General features: G+C 72.5%; 14 protein-coding genes. 5 read left to right on the top strand and 9 right to left on the bottom strand.

Features of this window, described 5'->3' with window-relative positions; translation table 11 throughout:
• The first annotated feature begins 12 nt into the window (after nt 1-12).
• Nucleotides 13-1,077 (top strand): uroporphyrinogen decarboxylase, encoded by a 1,065-nt coding sequence (hemE, locus tag ACFU9P_RS20010; RefSeq protein ID WP_384082509.1) that lies wholly within the window; start codon nt 13-15, stop codon nt 1,075-1,077.
• Nucleotides 1,078-1,183: 106 nt separating this feature from the next.
• Here the strand turns inward: hemE and ACFU9P_RS20005 are convergent, their stop codons facing one another.
• The gene (locus ACFU9P_RS20005; RefSeq protein ID WP_384082506.1) at nt 1,184-2,563 is read right to left on the bottom strand and encodes an FAD-dependent oxidoreductase; all 1,380 of its coding nucleotides are present in this window, start codon (nt 2,561-2,563) and stop codon (nt 1,184-1,186) included.
• Between the two features lie 63 nt (nt 2,564-2,626).
• Complete coding sequence (locus tag ACFU9P_RS20000) at nt 2,627-3,730, bottom strand: DUF4349 domain-containing protein (protein WP_384082504.1); 1,104 nt, start codon at nt 3,728-3,730, stop codon at nt 2,627-2,629.
• 183 nt (nt 3,731-3,913) lie between these two features.
• On the opposite strand from ACFU9P_RS20000, the gene hemG reads away from it, so the two are divergent.
• Both hemG and hemQ read left to right on the top strand, forming a co-directional pair.
• Nucleotides 3,914-5,359 (top strand): protoporphyrinogen oxidase, encoded by a 1,446-nt coding sequence (gene hemG, locus ACFU9P_RS19995; RefSeq protein WP_384082501.1) that lies wholly within the window; start codon nt 3,914-3,916, stop codon nt 5,357-5,359.
• Nucleotides 5,360-5,363: 4 nt separating this feature from the next.
• The gene (hemQ, locus tag ACFU9P_RS19990) at nt 5,364-6,080 is read left to right on the top strand and encodes a hydrogen peroxide-dependent heme synthase (protein WP_046504833.1); all 717 of its coding nucleotides are present in this window, start codon (nt 5,364-5,366) and stop codon (nt 6,078-6,080) included.
• A gap of 108 nt (nt 6,081-6,188) precedes the next feature.
• On the opposite strand, the gene ACFU9P_RS19985 is transcribed toward hemQ, so the two are convergent.
• The 5 genes from ACFU9P_RS19985 to ACFU9P_RS19965 form a co-directional block, all read right to left on the bottom strand.
• The gene (locus tag ACFU9P_RS19985; RefSeq protein ID WP_384082497.1) at nt 6,189-7,889 is read right to left on the bottom strand and encodes an alpha/beta hydrolase; all 1,701 of its coding nucleotides are present in this window, start codon (nt 7,887-7,889) and stop codon (nt 6,189-6,191) included.
• A gap of 192 nt (nt 7,890-8,081) precedes the next feature.
• Nucleotides 8,082-9,083 (bottom strand): TIGR04222 domain-containing membrane protein, encoded by a 1,002-nt coding sequence (locus tag ACFU9P_RS19980; protein WP_384082727.1) that lies wholly within the window; start codon nt 9,081-9,083, stop codon nt 8,082-8,084.
• A gap of 5 nt (nt 9,084-9,088) precedes the next feature.
• Complete coding sequence (locus tag ACFU9P_RS19975) at nt 9,089-10,597, bottom strand: DUF692 domain-containing protein (protein WP_384082494.1); 1,509 nt, start codon at nt 10,595-10,597, stop codon at nt 9,089-9,091.
• 188 nt (nt 10,598-10,785) lie between these two features.
• Nucleotides 10,786-11,598, bottom strand: coding sequence for a DUF4142 domain-containing protein (locus tag ACFU9P_RS19970; RefSeq protein WP_376383510.1), 813 nt, complete (start codon nt 11,596-11,598; stop codon nt 10,786-10,788).
• A gap of 117 nt (nt 11,599-11,715) precedes the next feature.
• Nucleotides 11,716-12,534 (bottom strand): aminoacyl-tRNA hydrolase, encoded by an 819-nt coding sequence (locus ACFU9P_RS19965; protein WP_384082725.1) that lies wholly within the window; start codon nt 12,532-12,534, stop codon nt 11,716-11,718.
• A gap of 115 nt (nt 12,535-12,649) precedes the next feature.
• On the opposite strand from ACFU9P_RS19965, the gene ACFU9P_RS19960 reads away from it, so the two are divergent.
• Both ACFU9P_RS19960 and ACFU9P_RS19955 read left to right on the top strand, forming a co-directional pair.
• The gene (locus ACFU9P_RS19960; RefSeq protein ID WP_217306166.1) at nt 12,650-13,327 is read left to right on the top strand and encodes an AIM24 family protein; all 678 of its coding nucleotides are present in this window, start codon (nt 12,650-12,652) and stop codon (nt 13,325-13,327) included.
• 35 nt (nt 13,328-13,362) lie between these two features.
• Nucleotides 13,363-13,515, top strand: coding sequence for a hypothetical protein (locus tag ACFU9P_RS19955; protein WP_376383506.1), 153 nt, complete (start codon nt 13,363-13,365; stop codon nt 13,513-13,515).
• Between the two features lie 102 nt (nt 13,516-13,617).
• On the opposite strand, the gene ACFU9P_RS19950 is transcribed toward ACFU9P_RS19955, so the two are convergent.
• Both ACFU9P_RS19950 and ACFU9P_RS19945 read right to left on the bottom strand, forming a co-directional pair.
• Nucleotides 13,618-14,451: a polysaccharide deacetylase family protein gene (locus ACFU9P_RS19950; protein ID WP_384082722.1), complete on the bottom strand. Its 834-nt coding sequence runs from the start codon at nt 14,449-14,451 to the stop codon at nt 13,618-13,620.
• 97 nt (nt 14,452-14,548) lie between these two features.
• Nucleotides 14,549-15,442: a PPK2 family polyphosphate kinase gene (locus ACFU9P_RS19945; RefSeq protein ID WP_384082719.1), complete on the bottom strand. Its 894-nt coding sequence runs from the start codon at nt 15,440-15,442 to the stop codon at nt 14,549-14,551.
• Between the last annotated feature and the right edge of the window lie 34 nt (nt 15,443-15,476).

Genomic DNA, 15,476 nt, shown 5'->3' with positions numbered 1-15,476 from the left:
AAGATTCTGGGCGTGAGCGCGATTGACCGCCCCCAGGGCCAGCAGACGAAGACGTACGGATCGGCCTTTCTCAAGGCGTGCAGGCGTGAACCGGTCCCGCACACGCCGGTCTGGTTCATGCGGCAGGCGGGCCGCTCGCTGCCGGAATACCTCAAGGTCCGCGAGGGGATTCCGATGCTGGAGTCCTGCATGCGGCCCGAGCTGGTCACCGAGATCACCCTCCAGCCGGTACGGCGCCACAAGGTCGACGCGGCGATCTACTTCAGCGACATCGTCGTGCCCCTCAAGGCCATCGGGCTCGACCTCGACATCAAGCCGGGCGTCGGCCCGGTCGTCGCCGATCCGATCCGCGGCCGGGCCGATCTCGCGAGGCTGCGCGACCTCACGCCCGACGACGTCTCGTATGTCACCGAGGCGATCGGGATGCTGACCGAGGAACTGGGCGAGACCCCGCTCATCGGGTTCGCCGGGGCGCCCTTCACCCTCGCGAGCTATCTCGTCGAGGGCGGCCCGTCCCGCAACCACGAGCACACCAAGGCCATGATGTACGGCGATCCGGCGCTCTGGGCCGAGCTGCTCGACCGGCTCGCTGACATCACCGCGGCCTTCCTCAAGGTGCAGATCGAGGCCGGCGCGAGCGCGGTGCAGCTCTTCGACTCATGGGTGGGCGCGCTGGCCCCGGCCGACTACCGCCGCTCCGTGCTCCCGGCCTCCGCCAAGGTCTTCGACGCGGTCGCCTCGTACGGTGTGCCGCGCATCCACTTCGGTGTGGGTACGGGCGAGCTGCTCGGGCCGATGGGCGAGGCCGGCGCGGATGTGGTCGGGGTGGACTGGCGCGTACCGCTCGACGAGGCGGCCCGGCGGGTCGGGCCCGGCAAGGCGCTCCAGGGCAATCTCGACCCGGCCGTGCTCTTCGCGCCGACCGGGGTGGTGGAGACGAAGGCCCAGGAGGTGCTGGACGCGGCGGCCGGTCTGGAGGGGCATGTCTTCAATCTGGGCCATGGAGTGCTGCCCAGCATGGACCCGGACGCCCTGACCCGGCTTGTGGAGTACGTCCATACACAGACCGTGCGCTGAGCAGGGTCCGGACCCATGTGCCCGGCACCCATGGTGGCCGGGCGCATGGTGGTGTCCCCTATATGCCTGTGACGTTCCTGCGCATATCCGCCTGTATGCGGCCGCCTTACATGCCTGCCGCCCGTACCGCCGTTGTCGCTTTGCGGGCGGCCACCAGGACCGGGTCCCAGACCGGGGAGAACGGCGGGGCGTAGCCGAGGTCCAGGGTGGTCATCCGCTCCACCGTCATCCCGGCGGTCAGTGCCACCGCCGCGATGTCCACGCGCTTGCCCGAGCCCTCGCGGCCCACGATCTGGACGCCCAGCAGCCGGCCCGTACGCCGCTCCGCGAGCATCTTCACGGTCATCAGGGCCGCGCCCGGGTAGTAACCGGCGCTGTTGGTGGACTCGATGGTCGCGGTGACGAACTGCAGGCCCGCCCGGCGGGCGTCCTTCTCGCGCAGCCCCGTACGCGCGATCTCCAGGTCGCAGACCTTGCTCACGGCCGTACCGACCACGCCCGGGAACGTCGCGTACCCGCCGCCCGCGTTGGCGCCGATGATCTGGCCGTGCTTGTTGGCATGGGTGCCCAGGGCGAGATGGCGGTTGGCGCCGGAGACCAGGTCGAGGACCTCGACGCAGTCGCCGCCCGCCCAGATGTTCTCGTGGCCGCGCACCCGCATGGCCCGGTCGGTGAGCAGCCCGCCGTACGCCCCCAGCGGCAGCCCCGCGGCCCGGGCGAGCGCGGTCTCCGGCCGGACGCCGATACCGAGCACCACGACATCCGCCGGGTACTCGGCGTCCTCGGTGGCCACGGCCCTGACCCGGCCGTCCTGCCCGGTGAGGATCTTGGTGACCGGCGCGCCGCCCACGGTGGTGATCCCCAGCCCGTCCATCGCCTCATGGACCAGCCGTCCCATGTCCGGGTCGAGCGTGGCCATCGGCTGCTCGTCGCTGTGGACGACGGTGACCTCGTAACCGCGCTTCAGCAGCGCCTCCGCCATCTCCACACCGATATAGCCCGCGCCGACGACGACCGCGCGCCGGCCCCGCGTACCGGCCAGGGTGTCGAGCAGCGCCTGGCCGTCGTCGAGGGTCTGTACGCCGTGCACGCCCGGCGCGTCGATGCCGGGCAGCGGGGGACGTACGGGGCGCGCGCCGGTCGCGATCACCAGCTTGTCGAAGCCGGTCCAGCTCTCCGTACCGTCGGTGAGATCCCGGGCGAGCACCCGCTGCCCGGGTACGTCGATCTCCATCACCTCGGTGCGGGTGCGCAGATCGATGGCGCGGGCGCGGTGCTCCTCGGGCGTACGGGCGATCAGCTCGTCGCGTTCCGTCACCTCGCCGCCCACCCAGTACGGGATGCCGCACGCGGAGTACGAGCTGAAGCGGCCGCGTTCGAAGGCGACGATCTCCAGATCGTTCGGGTCCCGCATCCTGCGGGCCTGCGAGGCGGCGGACATGCCCGCCGCATCGCCGCCGATGACCACCATGCGCTCCGCCGCCATTGCGCGTCCCTTTCGCCGTGTGTCCGTGGGGAACGCTACGCGGGCGGCGCGGGCGCGGCGCGGTCAGTCTTCGGGCCTCCGCCGCGGAGGCGGTCCGGCGGGCGGTCCGGCTTGCGGCCTCGCGGGACCGGCCGGCTTGTGCCGTTCAGGAGCCGCCGACGCTGCCGGGGCCGTGGGACCTGCCGGGGCCGCGGAAGCTCCGCCGGCCACCGCACCCGGCCTGCCCGGCGCAGGCAATGCCGGAGCCGCGGCGGACCGGCCCCCGTGCGCCCCCGTCGCCGGCAGCAGCCGGCGCGCCAGCCGCCACAGCCCGTACAGCACGGCCAGCGCCCCCGCGAACGGTGCCACCGCGCCCAGGACCACCGCGATCCACCGCACCGTCGTGGTGAACGCGTCCCAGCCGCCGCCCAGCGCGTCCAGGAAGCCCGGGTCCTCCTCCTTCTCGGCCGGCTTCGCCACCGGGGCCTCGGACAGCTCCAGGGTGATCGTGGCCAGCGCCGTACGGTCCTTGAGCGAGGCCTGCTGGGCGAGCAGCGACTCCAACGCGGCCTGACGGGTGCTCAGTTCCGCCTCCAGCGTCACCACATCGCCGAGCTGGGTGGCCCGGTCCATCAACTCCCGTATCCGCTCGACGCTCACCCGCTGCGAGGCGATCCTGCTGTTCACGTCGACCACCTGGTCGGTGACGTCCTTGGCGTTCGCCTTGCGGGCCAACAGCGTTCCGGTGCCCGCCAGTTCGGCGAGGACCGAGTCGTACGCGTCCTGCGGCACCCGCAGCACGATGCGCGACATCACATACGCGTCCGCGTCCTCGGTGCGCTCGGTGGACTCGTTCTCGACCAGGCCCCCGGCGTCCTCGGCCGCCGCGCGTGCGACGGTGAGCGCCTTCTGGGTGTCCTTGACGCGCACGGTGAGTTCGGCGGTGCGGATCACATGCGTCCCGGCCCGGGAGGGCGCCGTCGTCCGCTGCCCCTCGCTGCCCGGCGCCTCCGCCGCCCGGTCCGCCGCCCCGGCGCCCGCGCCCGCCGCGCCCTCCTGTTGATCCTGCTGCGCCGGAACGGCTTTCGCGCCGTCCGAGGCGGTGCTGTCGCTGTCGTTCGCACCGCATCCGGCGAGTGCGAGCGAGATCGTGAGTAGTGCCGCCGCGAACGCGGGCATCCTGCGCATACCGGCCCCCCTGAGCGAAAAGCGGATGATGATGCCGGTTCGACGTCCGGGGCCCCTGCGCGGGTTGCCCGTTTCCGGTTCCGAAGGGGTCACGGTCGGGACTCGTTACGGGCCTCGTACGGGACCCTCGCGGGACCCGGTCCGGGTTTACGGGCCTCGGTACGGGTTTGAGAGAGTGGGGGCATGGAGCCGAGCGCGCAGCACGCGGAGACACATACGGGTCATGTCGTCGTCATCGGGGGCGGAATCGCCGGTCTCGCGGCCGCTCACCGGCTGCTCGGCGCCGGGATCGAGGTGACGCTCGTGGAGGCCACGAGCAGGCTCGGCGGCAAGCTGTACGCGGGCGAGATCGAGGGCGCGCCCGTCGACCTCGGCGCCGAGTCGATGCTCGCCCGCAGACCCGAGGCCGTCGAACTGGCCGAGGCCGTCGGGCTCGGTGACCGGCTCCAGCCGCCCGCCACCGCCTCCGCCTCCGTCTGGACCCGCGGAGAGCTGCGGCCCATGCCCAAGGGCCATGTGATGGGCGTGCCCGGCGATCCCGCCGCGCTCGCGGGCCTGCTCTCCGAGGAGGGCCTCGCCCGGATCGCCCAGGAGGACCGACTCCCGCCCGCCGAGGTCGGCGACGACGTGTCGGTCGGCGCGTATGTCGCGGAGCGGCTCGGCAGGGAGGTCGTCGACCGGCTGGTGGAGCCGCTGCTCGGCGGGGTGTACGCGGGCGACGCCTACCGCATCTCCATGAAGGCGGCCGTGCCTCAGCTCTTCGAAGCCCTCAAGACCCATGACTCACTGTTGGAGAGCGTCCGCGACCTCCAGGCGAAGGCCGCCGCGGCTCAGCAGCCGGGCGGCGCGGTCTTCGCGGGCATCGAGGGCGGTGTGGGCCGGCTGCCGGGCGCCGTCGCCGACGCCGTACGGGCCGGGGGCGGCCGGATCCTCATGGAGACCCCCGTCCACGGGCTGTCCCGTACCCCCGACGGCTGGCGGATCCGTACCACCGACAGTGTGCTGACCGCCGACGGCGTGATCCTGGCGACCCCCGCCTGGTCCGCCTCCGCGCTGCTCTCCGAGGAGTCCCCGGCCGCCTCCGCCGGGCTCGCCGAGATCGAGTACGCCTCGATGGCGCTGGTGACGATGGCCTTCCGCCGCTCCGACGCCGCCGTGCTGCCGGACGGCAGCGGCTTTCTCGTACCGCCCGTCGACGGCCGGACCATCAAGGCGTCCACCTTCTCCACCCGCAAGTGGGGCTGGGTCGCCGCCGCCGCGCCGGATCTCTTCCTGCTCCGTACCTCGATCGGGCGGTACGGGGAGGAGGAGCAGGTGCACCAGGACGACGCCGATCTGGTCGAGGTGTCCCTGCGCGACCTCGGCGAGGCGACCGGTCTCACCGCGCGCCCCGTGGCCACCGAGGTGACCCGGTGGATCGGCGGCCTGCCCCAGTACCCCGTGGGACACCAGAGGCGCGTGGCCCGCATCCGCGAGGAGGTCGCCAAGCTCCCCGGCCTGCGGCTCTGCGGAGCGGCGTACGACGGCGTCGGCATCCCGGCCTGTGTCGCGAGCGCCCGGCGCGCCGCCGACGAGATCACCGCCACCTCGACCCTGGCGTGGGGCACCGGCCGGGGCGCGGGAGAATAGACGCATGACTGCTGCACCGGAGAAGACCCCCAACGCGGGCAAGAAGGCCAAGGACCTCAACGAGGTCATCCGCTACACGCTGTGGTCCGTCTTCAAGCTGCGCGATGTGCTGCCCGAGGACAGGACCGGCTACGCGGAGGAGGTCCAGGAGCTGTTCGACCAGCTTGGCGCCAAGGACGTCACCGTACGCGGGACGTACGACGTGTCCGGGCTGCGCGCCGACGCCGACCTCATGATCTGGTGGCACGCCGAGACCTCGGACGAACTGCAGGAGGCGTACAACCGCTTCCGCCGCACCCGGCTCGGGCGGGCGCTGGTGCCGGTTTGGTCGAACATGGCGCTGCACCGGCCCGCCGAGTTCAACAAGTCGCACGTACCGGCCTTCCTGGCCGACGAGACGCCCCGCGCCTATGTGAGCGTCTACCCCTTCGTACGCTCCTACGACTGGTATCTGCTGCCCGACGAGGACCGCCGCAGGATGCTCGCGGACCACGGCAAGATGGCGCGCGGCTACCCGGACGTACGGGCCAACACGGTGGCGTCGTTCTCGCTCGGCGACTACGAGTGGGTGCTGGCCTTCGAGGCCGACGAGCTGTACCGGATCGTCGACCTGATGCGTCATCTGCGCGGCTCGGAGGCCCGGATGCATGTCCGCGAGGAGGTCCCGTTCTACACGGGCCGCCGCAAGTCGGTCGCGGACCTGATCGCCGGACTGGCATAAGCCCGGGCCCGGGCGGAACCCGGGGACCCCGGGGAACCCCGGGGCCTCGCGCGCCCGCCGGTCCGGCCGGTCCGTGCCGTCGCGGACCGGCCGTCCCCGCCCGGAAGATCAGACGATCGGCGGCAGCTTGCGGCTGCTCGGCGGTTCGTCCAGCGACACCGGGTTGGGCTCCCGGTGCGGCGCGCACTCCGCGTGCCGTGCCGGTGGTGTCTCGCCTCGGAGCAGATAGTCCTCCATGTGCTTGTTGACGCATGTGTTGCCGCCGCCCGCGATCCCGTGCGTACCGGCGTCCCGCTCGGTGACCAGTGCGGAACCGGCCAGGCGGCGCTGGAGTTCGAGCGCTCCCTCGTACGGTGTGGCCGCGTCGCGCTCGGCCGCGAGGATCAGCGTCGGCGGCAGCTCGCCCGGCAAGGTGCGGACGTCGAGGGGCTGCTGCCGGGGCGCGGGCCAGTACGCGCACGGCAGGTTCATCCAGACGTTGTCCCAGGTCTCGAACGGCGCGCGGCGCGCGAGTTCGGTGTTGTCGCGGTCCCAGATGCGCCAGTCGGTCGGCCAGGGCGCGTCATTGCACTCGACGGCCGTGTAGACGGCGTTGCCGTTCTCGCTGTCGGCGGCGGCCACCGGCCTGGGGGAGGCCTGCGCGGCCAGCGGCGCCGGATTGCCCTTGAGGTACTCGGAGAGCGCCGTGGCGCGCAGCGCCCAGTAGTCGTCGTAGTACCCGGCCCCCAGCATCGCCGCCTGCAACTGTCCCGGGCCCACCTTCCCGCCCGCCGGCTCCAGGGCGACCCCGGCGCGCACCTTCTCGTAACTGTGCTGCACCTCCTCGGGGGTGGTGCCCAGGTGGTACGTCCTGTCGTGCTTGGCGATCCAGGTACGGAAGTCCAGCCAGCGGCGCTCGAACGCGACCGACTGCGTGAGGTTGTTGCCGTACCAGATCTGCCGGGGGTCCGGATCGACCGCCGAGTCGAAGACCATCCGGCGTACGTGCGAGGGGAACAGCGTCGCGTAGAGCGCGCCGAAGTAGGTGCCGTACGAGGCGCCCATGAAGGTCAGCCGCTTCTCGCCGAGGGCCGCGCGCAGTACGTCCAGGTCGCGGGCGTTGTTGAGCGAGGTGAAGTGGGGCAGGGCGGTCCCGGCGTTCTCGGCGCAGCCCCGCGCGTACGCCTTGGCCTCGGCGATCCGCTCCCGCTTGTACGACTCGGAGGGGTGCACCGGGGACTGGGTCGGGGCCTTGCTGAAGTCCGCCGGGTTCTCGCAGGAGAGCGGGGCGGAGCGGCCCACCCCGCGCGGGGCGTAGCCGACGATGTCGTACGCGGCGGCGATCCGCTTCCACTCGGGCAGTTCGGCGGCCATCGGGAAGTACATGCTGGAGGCGCCGGGGCCGCCGGGGTTGAAGACCAGCGCGCCCTGCCGTGTGGCCGCCTTGCCGCCCGCGCGGACACGGCTGACGGTGAGGCGGATCTTCCGGCCGTCCGGCCGGGCGTAGTCGAGCGGGACCTCGACCGTGCCGCAGGTGATGGGGGCGGGCAGCATCTCGGCCTTGGGGCAGGGGCCGAAGCGGATACCGGTGGCGGCGGCGCGATGGGCGGCGCGGGCGGTGCCACGGGCCTCGTCGGTGGAAGTGGCAGCGCCGACGGTGGCGGGGGTGACTGCGGCGGGGGTGTGGCTGTCCGCGGTGGCGGCACTGGCGGCCGTTCCGGGAGCGCCTGGGCCCGGGCCGTCCGCTCCGTCCGCGGGGGCGACGGCAAGGGCCGACAGGACCAGGGAGCCGAGGGTGGTCAGAGCCCCGTACTTCACTACTGCGCGCATCGAGTTCCCTTCATGCGTGCGGTTGGGGGAATCCACCGCATGACAGAGGGTCAGCAGACGGGACGGGCCGCACAAGGACCCGGGAGCGGTGTCGGGGCCAATGACCCCGATGCGCCCCCGGGCCACTCCGGAGGCTCCTCCGGCGTGCGGTATCGGCGGGGGTGTGCGCGTACGGCGTGCGGGGGGCGCGGCTCAGGAACTCCCTCCGCCCCCGCAGCTACTGCCTCCTCCGCCCCCGCAACTGCTGCTGCTTCCGCCTCCGCAGCCACTGCCCCCGCCGGAGTCACCGCCCCCGCCGGAACTTCCGCCGCCTCCGCAGGAGTTCGCGCCGCAGCCGGATCCCGCGCCACCGCACCCCGCACCGGAACCGGGCTGCGCGCCCGAGCACCACGACACCACCGCGAGGGACCCGTGATCCGCGGGCGAGAAGTCACGCCCCGGCCGCAGCCGGGCCGCCGCCCGCAACTGCTGCTGCAGTACGGGATCGGGCAGCGCCGTAATGCCGTGCGCCGCGACGAGATGCGCCGCCGAGGCGGTCCCGCCGTACGGATGCGCGGCGACGAACGCCCGCATCGCCCGCAGCCCCGCTCCGGTGATCCGCCGCCCGGTCACGGACGCGCAGACCATCCCGGTGATCGAGCCCACGAACAGGGTCGGCAGCAGGGAGAAGGCGATCGGACTGCCGAAGCCGGGTCCGGAGCTCTCGACGAACGAGAAGACGGCCAGGACGAAGCACAGGGGCAGGGCGAGCAGGCAGGCCACCCCCTGCGTGGCGCCCCACCGCCGCGGCCCGCGCGCCTCGGCCGGCGCCACCAGCAGCCCCCGGGCCGCGAGCGCGTCGCCCACCTGCTGGACCGCCGGACCGCGCATCACCGAGAGGCGGAGCGCGTGCAGGGCGCCGCTGGGCGCGGTGGCGTGCTCCTGGAGTACGGCCTGCTCCACCGGGTTCCTGGCGACGGGGTGCGGTACGAGGACGATGCCGGGCCCGCCGACAGCCAGCCGCCCGTCCGCCTGCATCCCGGCGATCGTGGCGTCCACGACCCGGCCGGGCCCGCCGCCGAGGAACGCGGCCTCCAGTACGTCATGGACGGGACCGCCCGCGCTCCGGCCGCGCAGCCGGACCACGGCGGTGACGAGCAGGACGGACGAGACGGCGACCGCGAGATGGACCACCACAACGAGGAAGGTTGTCATCGCGGTCACCGCCCGATCAGCGCGGCACGCGCTCTGCGGACGAGCCGGGTCCCCCGGCGCGGCGGACGCGCCCCGGCGCGCTCCTCCCACCAGAGCGTCAGCCGCCGCCGGGCGACGGGGTCCTCGGGACGCCCCTCGAACAGCAGATGCTCGGCGAAGTCGAGCGCGTCCCGCCGGTAGCCGTCCCGCATGGGCCGGTCCGCGGCGTACGCGAGAAACGCGGCCCGGAAGCCGTCGCCCAGGATCTCGGGCAGCTCGGGCGCGACCTTGCCGACCACTCCGGCCCGCTTGGCGGCGAGCGCCCGGCTCTGCACGCGCAACCGCGCCCCATCGAACCCTTCGGGTACGGGCGCCCCGGCGACCAGCGCGGACAGCAGACCGGCCTCCCGCAGCGCGAGCCGCTCCCGGGCGGCGTCGATGTCGCGTGATTCGCTTTCCTTGGTGGGGAGTTGGGGAGGTACGGAGGCGTCGCCACCCGGGCCGCCGGGCGCGGCCGAGCCGACCGGGGCCTTGCCGGGGCCGGCGCTGTCGGCGGACCGCGCGTCGGTACGGCCGGCGCCGTCGGCGGGCCCGCCGCCAGGCGCGGCCTCATCGGCCGGGCCAGGCTCGGCCGGGACTCCGGTAGCAGGCCTGCCCGTACCCCTGCTCGTACCCGCACCCCCGCCGGTTCCCGTACCCGCGCCCGTGAGCCTGACCGTCTCCCGGATCGTGGTCAGTTCCTCCGCCAGTTCCGCCGCCGGCGGGAAGTCGTCGTCCCGTTCCAGCAGGACGCCCGGCGGGGTGATGCGGGAGCGCAGGTCCGCCAGGATGTCGAGGACCGGGCGGGTGACGGGGTGGGCGTGGGTGTCGTGCCAGACGCCGTCGCGTTCGATACCGCCCGCGACATGTACGTACGCGATCGCCTCGACCGGCAGTTCGTCCAGGGCCTTCGCCGGGTCCTCCCCGCGGTTCACCTGGTTCGTGTGCAGATTGGCGACATCGATCAGCAGCCGTACCCCGGTCCGCTCCACCAGCTCCGCCAGGAACTGCCCCTCGCTCATCTCCTCGCCGGGCCACGCGACCAGCGCCGCGATGTTCTCCACGGCCAGCGGCACCGGCAACGCGTCCTGGGCGATACGGATGTTCTCGCAGAGCACGCGCAGCGCGTCCTTCGTCCGCGGGACGGGCAGGAGATGGCCCGCTTCGAGCGCGGGCGATGCGGTGCGCGGCCCCCCTGCCCGTACGAACGCGATGTGCTCGGTGATCAGCGGGGAGCCCAGCGCCCCGGCGCGCTCCGCCAGGTCCGCGAGCCGCCGCGCGTCGGGCCGGTCCGCGCCGCCGAGGCCCAGCGAGACCCCGTGCGGCACGACCGTGACGCCGCGCTCGCGCAGCCGTACGAGCGAGTCGGGAAGATGGTCCGCGCAGAGGTTCTCCGCGACGGCCTCGACCCAGTCGACCCCGGGCAGCGCTTCCACGGCGTCCGCGATCTCCGGGCGCCAGCCGATTCCGATCCCCAGATGTGGTGTGTCCCTCATGGCTCCCCCTCCGTCGGTGCGCGACAGCGCAACGGTGCAGGGGTGATGACCCCGCCGGGCGCCGGCGAATCCGCAGAGGGGGACGTTCAGAGGTCGATTTGAGGTTCCGCCGCGCGAGGCTCAGGCACCGAGAACTCAAGAGCCCGCGCAGGGCATTCGCCGCATCCGCCGGTGGCCGGAACCCCACGCTACGGAACCGGCGCCTCCGCCCCCGGATCTGCCCCGGGCTCCGTTCCCACCGCCGGCCGGTCCGTGTTGATGGCAGTCGGCGCGCCCGGCTGGGTCGAGGGCCGGGAGGTGAAGGACTGGTCGCCGGTCGGCGCGACGGGCGACGGGGCCGGCGGCAGGTTCCCGTCCGGGGGCGGCGGGCCGGTCGGGCTGGCGGTCGCGGTGCCCGCCGCCTCGTTGGCGATGCCGTCGAAGTCGACGAAGCCGGTGGCCTCCAGCATCGTGATGTGGTCGAGCACGGTCTGGTTGGCGTCGGAGGCGAGCTGCCGTATCAGCGTGTTTCTGGTGGTGTGCCGTACCTGCGCGATCAGCGCGAACACCTTGCCGTGCGCGTTCCGCAGCAGATTCGCGAACTTGCGCTCGTACTCCTGGCCGGTGGCGGCCGACAGTTCTCTGAGCCAGCCCTGCTGCTGCTCGGTCGGCTGGTTCGGCAGCTCGACCCCGAGCTTGGCCGCCACATCGCGGGCCCGCGCGTCCAGATCGGTGTGACCGACGACAAGATGGTCACCGCAGTCCTTGATGGCCTGGCTGGGCGCGCGCTCGATCGCCTGCTGGCCGGCCGGCAGCTCCCAGAGCCCCGCCAGCCGCACCTTGACCAGCAGATCGCGGTCGGTCGCGGAGAGCGGGCCCCACTGGGTCGCGACGGACGAGGCGTTGAGATTGGCCTGCCCGGTCCCGGAACGGTCGGCGTACGACCAGACAGGGAAGGCCAGCGCCCCTACCGTGGCGACAAGTGCCGCGATGATGAGCGCCGTACCGTTGATGCGTCGCAACAATGTGCTGCCTCCGAACCGATATATGACACCGCTGGATCCACCGTTGACCGACCGGCTCCTCAACTAAGCCCTGTCCGGCGGTACTGGAAGATACGGGGACGGGTGCCCGAACGTTCAGCTCCGCAGCGCCGGATGATCAGCGACCACGGTGGCGCTGCCCGGAGCGATCTCCGTGAATCCGGCATCGCGGACCACCGGGAGGCCGGCGGCCGTGAGGGTGCGCCAGTGCGCGGGGGTGGGGGTGCGTACGGCGAGCGGGAAGCCGGCCGCGTGCCAGGCCTTGCGGTCCGTCTCCGACAGCTCCCACCAGGCGAGCTGGGCGCCGTGCCCGGCCTGGGCCATGGCCTTGCCGGCCGACATCTCCAGCTCCGGGCTGAGCCAGAGGACGGGGTGCGCGAGGTCGGGGGCGGGCGGCGGTACGGGGTCGGTCAGATCGGTGCCGGAGACCTGGAGCTTGGCCAGCTCCTTGGGCCAGCCGTCGAGCGGTACGGGCGGGAAGACCCGTACCTCGGCGGGAGGCGTCCCACCCGGAGTATCCGGTGTGCCGTCCGCCGAGGGAGCCGTACCCGCACCCGTGCCCATACCCGTACCCGTACCCGTACCCGTCACCGTGAGGCCCGGGAGCGCCGAGGCCCGGCGCCACTCCGCGCCGCGCGCCCGCCGTACCACCTTGCGGATCCTCGCGTCCTGCCAGTCCCGCATCGCCCGCGCCCACTCGCCCTCGCCCAGCGACCGCTCGTCGGAGAGCATCACGAGCACCGCGCGGGCCGCCGTCTCCAGGGCGTCGGTACGGGCCGGGGGCGCGGCCTTCTCGATATGGACCACCAGCGGCAGCACGAACTGCGGGGCCTCGTCGCGGTCCGTCCGCTCGTGCCGGAACGGGCTGTCGGCGCGGACGGCCTCGCCGCCGCTGTCGCCGCCTGTGCTGGTGATGTCGTCGCTGTCGCTGCTCACGCGTCCAGTCTGCCAGCCCCTCCCGCCCCTTCCTCCGGCCGGAATTCTGGCTGAATCTTGGCGGAATGAGTGCCTCCGGGCGAGGATGCACGCCATGAAGAGCGATCTGTTCAACGCGGAACATCTGGCCCAGCCGGCGACCGCCCCCGGGATGAGCCTCCAGAACTCCAAGTCGATCAAGTACGCCGTCAACGGCGAGATGCACGCACGGCAGGGATCCATGATCGCCTACCGGGGCAGCCTCCAGTTCGAGCGGAAGGGCCAGGGCATAGGCGGCATGCTCAAGCGGGCCGTCACCGGCGAGGGCCTGCCGCTGATGGCCGTACGCGGACAGGGCGAGGCCTGGTTCGCGCAGGAGGCCGCCAACTGCTTCATCGTGGACATCGAGCACGGCGACTCGCTCACCATCAGCGGCCGCAATGTCCTCTGTTTCGACGCGACCCTCTCGTACGACATCAAGACCGTGAAGGGCGCGGGCATGACCGGCGGAGGGCTCTTCAACAGCGTCTTCACCGGTTACGGCAAGCTCGGCCTGATCTGCGAGGGCACCCCGATCGTCATCCCCGTCACCGCGCAGGCGCCGGTGTACGTCGACACGGACGCGGTCGTCGGCTGGAGCACCCAGCTCGGCACCTCGCTGCACCGCTCGCAGTCCGTCGGTTCGATGATCCGCGGCGGCTCGGGCGAGGCCGTCCAGCTCATGCTCCAGGGCGAGGGCTTTGTGATCGTACGGCCGAGCGAGACCACCCCGACCAAGCCCACCGCGCACTGACGCGCCGGAGCCGGGCGGTGGGTACGCTCGACGGCATGAGTGCCTTGGAGGAGACGACAGCCGAGACCGTGTACGCGGACTGTGTGGAGTGCGGGGAGCCGACCGAGTACCCGGAGTCGGTCAGGGGCGCGACGCGCTGTCCCGTCTGCGAGTGGCACGAGGCCCAGCGGACGGCCTGCTCGGGCTGAACCCCCGCCCCACCGGCCCGCTCGCGCGCAGCGCCGTACCAGCACCGCAGGCCGTACCGGCACTCCACGACGCCGTACCGGCGCTCCACGCCGTACCCGTGCTCAGCGTCGCATCAGCTCCGAGACCTTGACGAAGCGGTAGCCCCGCTTCCGCAGCTCGGGGACGATCTTTGCGACCGCCTCCTCCGTCACGGGCGCCGCGCTGCGCGTGCAGTGCATCACCACCAGCGAGCCCGGCTTCACATCCTTCAGCACCTGCTCGGCAACCGCGTCCGCGTCCGTGGCAAAGGCGTCGCCGCTGACGACGTCCCACTGGACCGCGGTCACCTTCGTCGGAGCCAGCGCCCGCAGTGCGGAGTCGTCGTAACAGCCGCCCGGGAAGCGGAAGTAGGGCACCACATTCCGCACCCCGGCGGCGTGGAACGCGCTGAACGCCTGCTGCACATCCGCGGCCATCTTCTGCTCGCCGATCGTCGGCAGCCCGTAGCAGTCGCCGGTGAAGGCGTGGTGGCTGTACGAGTGGTTGGCGACCTCGAAGAGCGGGTCGCCGCCGATCGCCTTGGCCTGGCTCGGGTACTGCTCGGCCCACCGGCCCGTCATGAAGACCGTCGACGACACGCTGAGCCGCCGCAGCAGCGCGATCAGGGACGGGTTGTCGAACTCCTCGCCGTCCGCCGCCCGGTCGCCCTGATCGGCCGTCATATCGGCGTCGAAGGTGAGCGCGACGGTCTTTCCCGCGGCCGGGGTGCCGCGCTTGAAGACCGGTGTCAGACCGCCGGGACCCGGTGCCATGGTCGGTGCCTTGCCGCCGTGCCCGGGCGCCCCGGCGGTGTGAGGGCGGGCGGCGGACGAGCCGGAGCCGGTATCGGAACCGCATCCGGCGAGGGCAAGGGCGAGGGTGACTGCGAGACCGAGGCCGACGGCGGGCGTGAGCATGCGTGCATATGTGGTCACTCACGGAAAATATATGACGATCTGCCCGGAAGTGGTGCACGGCACACCCCCCGGCACACCCCGGCACCCCCGCTGTCCGTCAGGGCATCGCCAGCAGCTTCTCCCGCGCCTCCACGACGTCGAACTCACCCTTCGGATACGCCGGGTCGATGGCCTCCAGGTGCTCCAGCAGCAGGGTGCTGATCGCCCAGTTGCGGTACCACTTGCGGTCCGAGGGGACCACGTACCAAGGGGCCGCGTCCGTGGAGCAGCGCTCCAGGGCCAGTTCGTACGCCTCCTGGTACGCGGGCCACAGGGCGCGGTCGTCGATGTCGGCGGGGTCGAACTTCCAGTGCTTGTCCGGATTGTCCAGCCGGGCCAGCAGCCGGGCGCGCTGCTCCTCGTAACCGATGTGCAGGAAGACCTTCACCACGGTCGTGCCCCGGTCGGCGAGGCTCTGTTCGAAACGGTTGATCTGGCCGTAGCGGCGGCTGAGATCCCGGCGGGGGGCCAGCTCGCGGACGCGCGCGACCAGGACGTCCTCGTAGTGCGAGCGGTCGAAGATCCCGATCTCGCCGGGCTCGGGCAGTGCGTGCTTGATCCGCCAGAGGAAGGGGTGGCTCCGCTCCTCCGCGGTCGGCGCCTTGAACCCCCTGACCCGGCAGCCCGCGGGATTGAAGTGCCCGATCACATGCTTGACCGTGCCGCCCTTGCCGCTGGTGTCCATGCCCTGGAGGACCAGCAGCAGCCGGCGCGGGTCACCCGCCGTACTGGCCGCGTACAGCCGGTCCTGAAGGCCCGCGAGGCGTTCCGCCAGGCGGGTGAGGTCGTCGAGGGCCGCCGCCTTGCTCTCCGGTCCGGCCGGGACGGCGCGGGAGTCGTACGAGGAGAGGTCGACGGCCTCGCCCTCGGGGATGCGCAGCAGCTCGCGGAGCGCGGCCTGCGGCTGGTCCGGCCGCTTCTTCTTCTCTTTCTTCGCCGCTGTCCTCGCCACCTTCTTGGCCACCGCGCACCCCTTCCGCTCAGGT

Origin of the sequence: Streptomyces sp. NPDC057617 (assembly GCF_042800555.1) — a bacterium.
In the GTDB taxonomy this organism is placed as follows: domain Bacteria; phylum Actinomycetota; class Actinomycetes; order Streptomycetales; family Streptomycetaceae; genus Streptomyces.
Note: the sequence above shows the minus strand (reverse complement) of the source record. Positions and strands in the feature narration are given on the sequence as shown.

Coding starts and splice junctions, on each gene's coding strand:
- ACFU9P_RS20005 (WP_384082506.1), bottom strand. CDS start 2,563: ATGGCGGCGGAGCGCATGGTGGTCATCGGCGGCGATGCGGCGGGCATG.
- ACFU9P_RS19960 (WP_217306166.1), top strand. CDS start 12,650: ATGAAGAGCGATCTGTTCAACGCGGAACATCTGGCCCAGCCGGCGACC.
- hemQ (WP_046504833.1), top strand. CDS start 5,364: ATGACTGCTGCACCGGAGAAGACCCCCAACGCGGGCAAGAAGGCCAAG.
- ACFU9P_RS20000 (WP_384082504.1), bottom strand. CDS start 3,730: ATGCGCAGGATGCCCGCGTTCGCGGCGGCACTACTCACGATCTCGCTC.
- ACFU9P_RS19980 (WP_384082727.1), bottom strand. CDS start 9,083: ATGACAACCTTCCTCGTTGTGGTGGTCCATCTCGCGGTCGCCGTCTCG.
- hemG (WP_384082501.1), top strand. CDS start 3,914: ATGGAGCCGAGCGCGCAGCACGCGGAGACACATACGGGTCATGTCGTC.
- ACFU9P_RS19985 (WP_384082497.1), bottom strand. CDS start 7,889: ATGCGCGCAGTAGTGAAGTACGGGGCTCTGACCACCCTCGGCTCCCTG.
- ACFU9P_RS19955 (WP_376383506.1), top strand. CDS start 13,363: ATGAGTGCCTTGGAGGAGACGACAGCCGAGACCGTGTACGCGGACTGT.
- ACFU9P_RS19950 (WP_384082722.1), bottom strand. CDS start 14,451: ATGCTCACGCCCGCCGTCGGCCTCGGTCTCGCAGTCACCCTCGCCCTT.
- ACFU9P_RS19975 (WP_384082494.1), bottom strand. CDS start 10,597: ATGAGGGACACACCACATCTGGGGATCGGAATCGGCTGGCGCCCGGAG.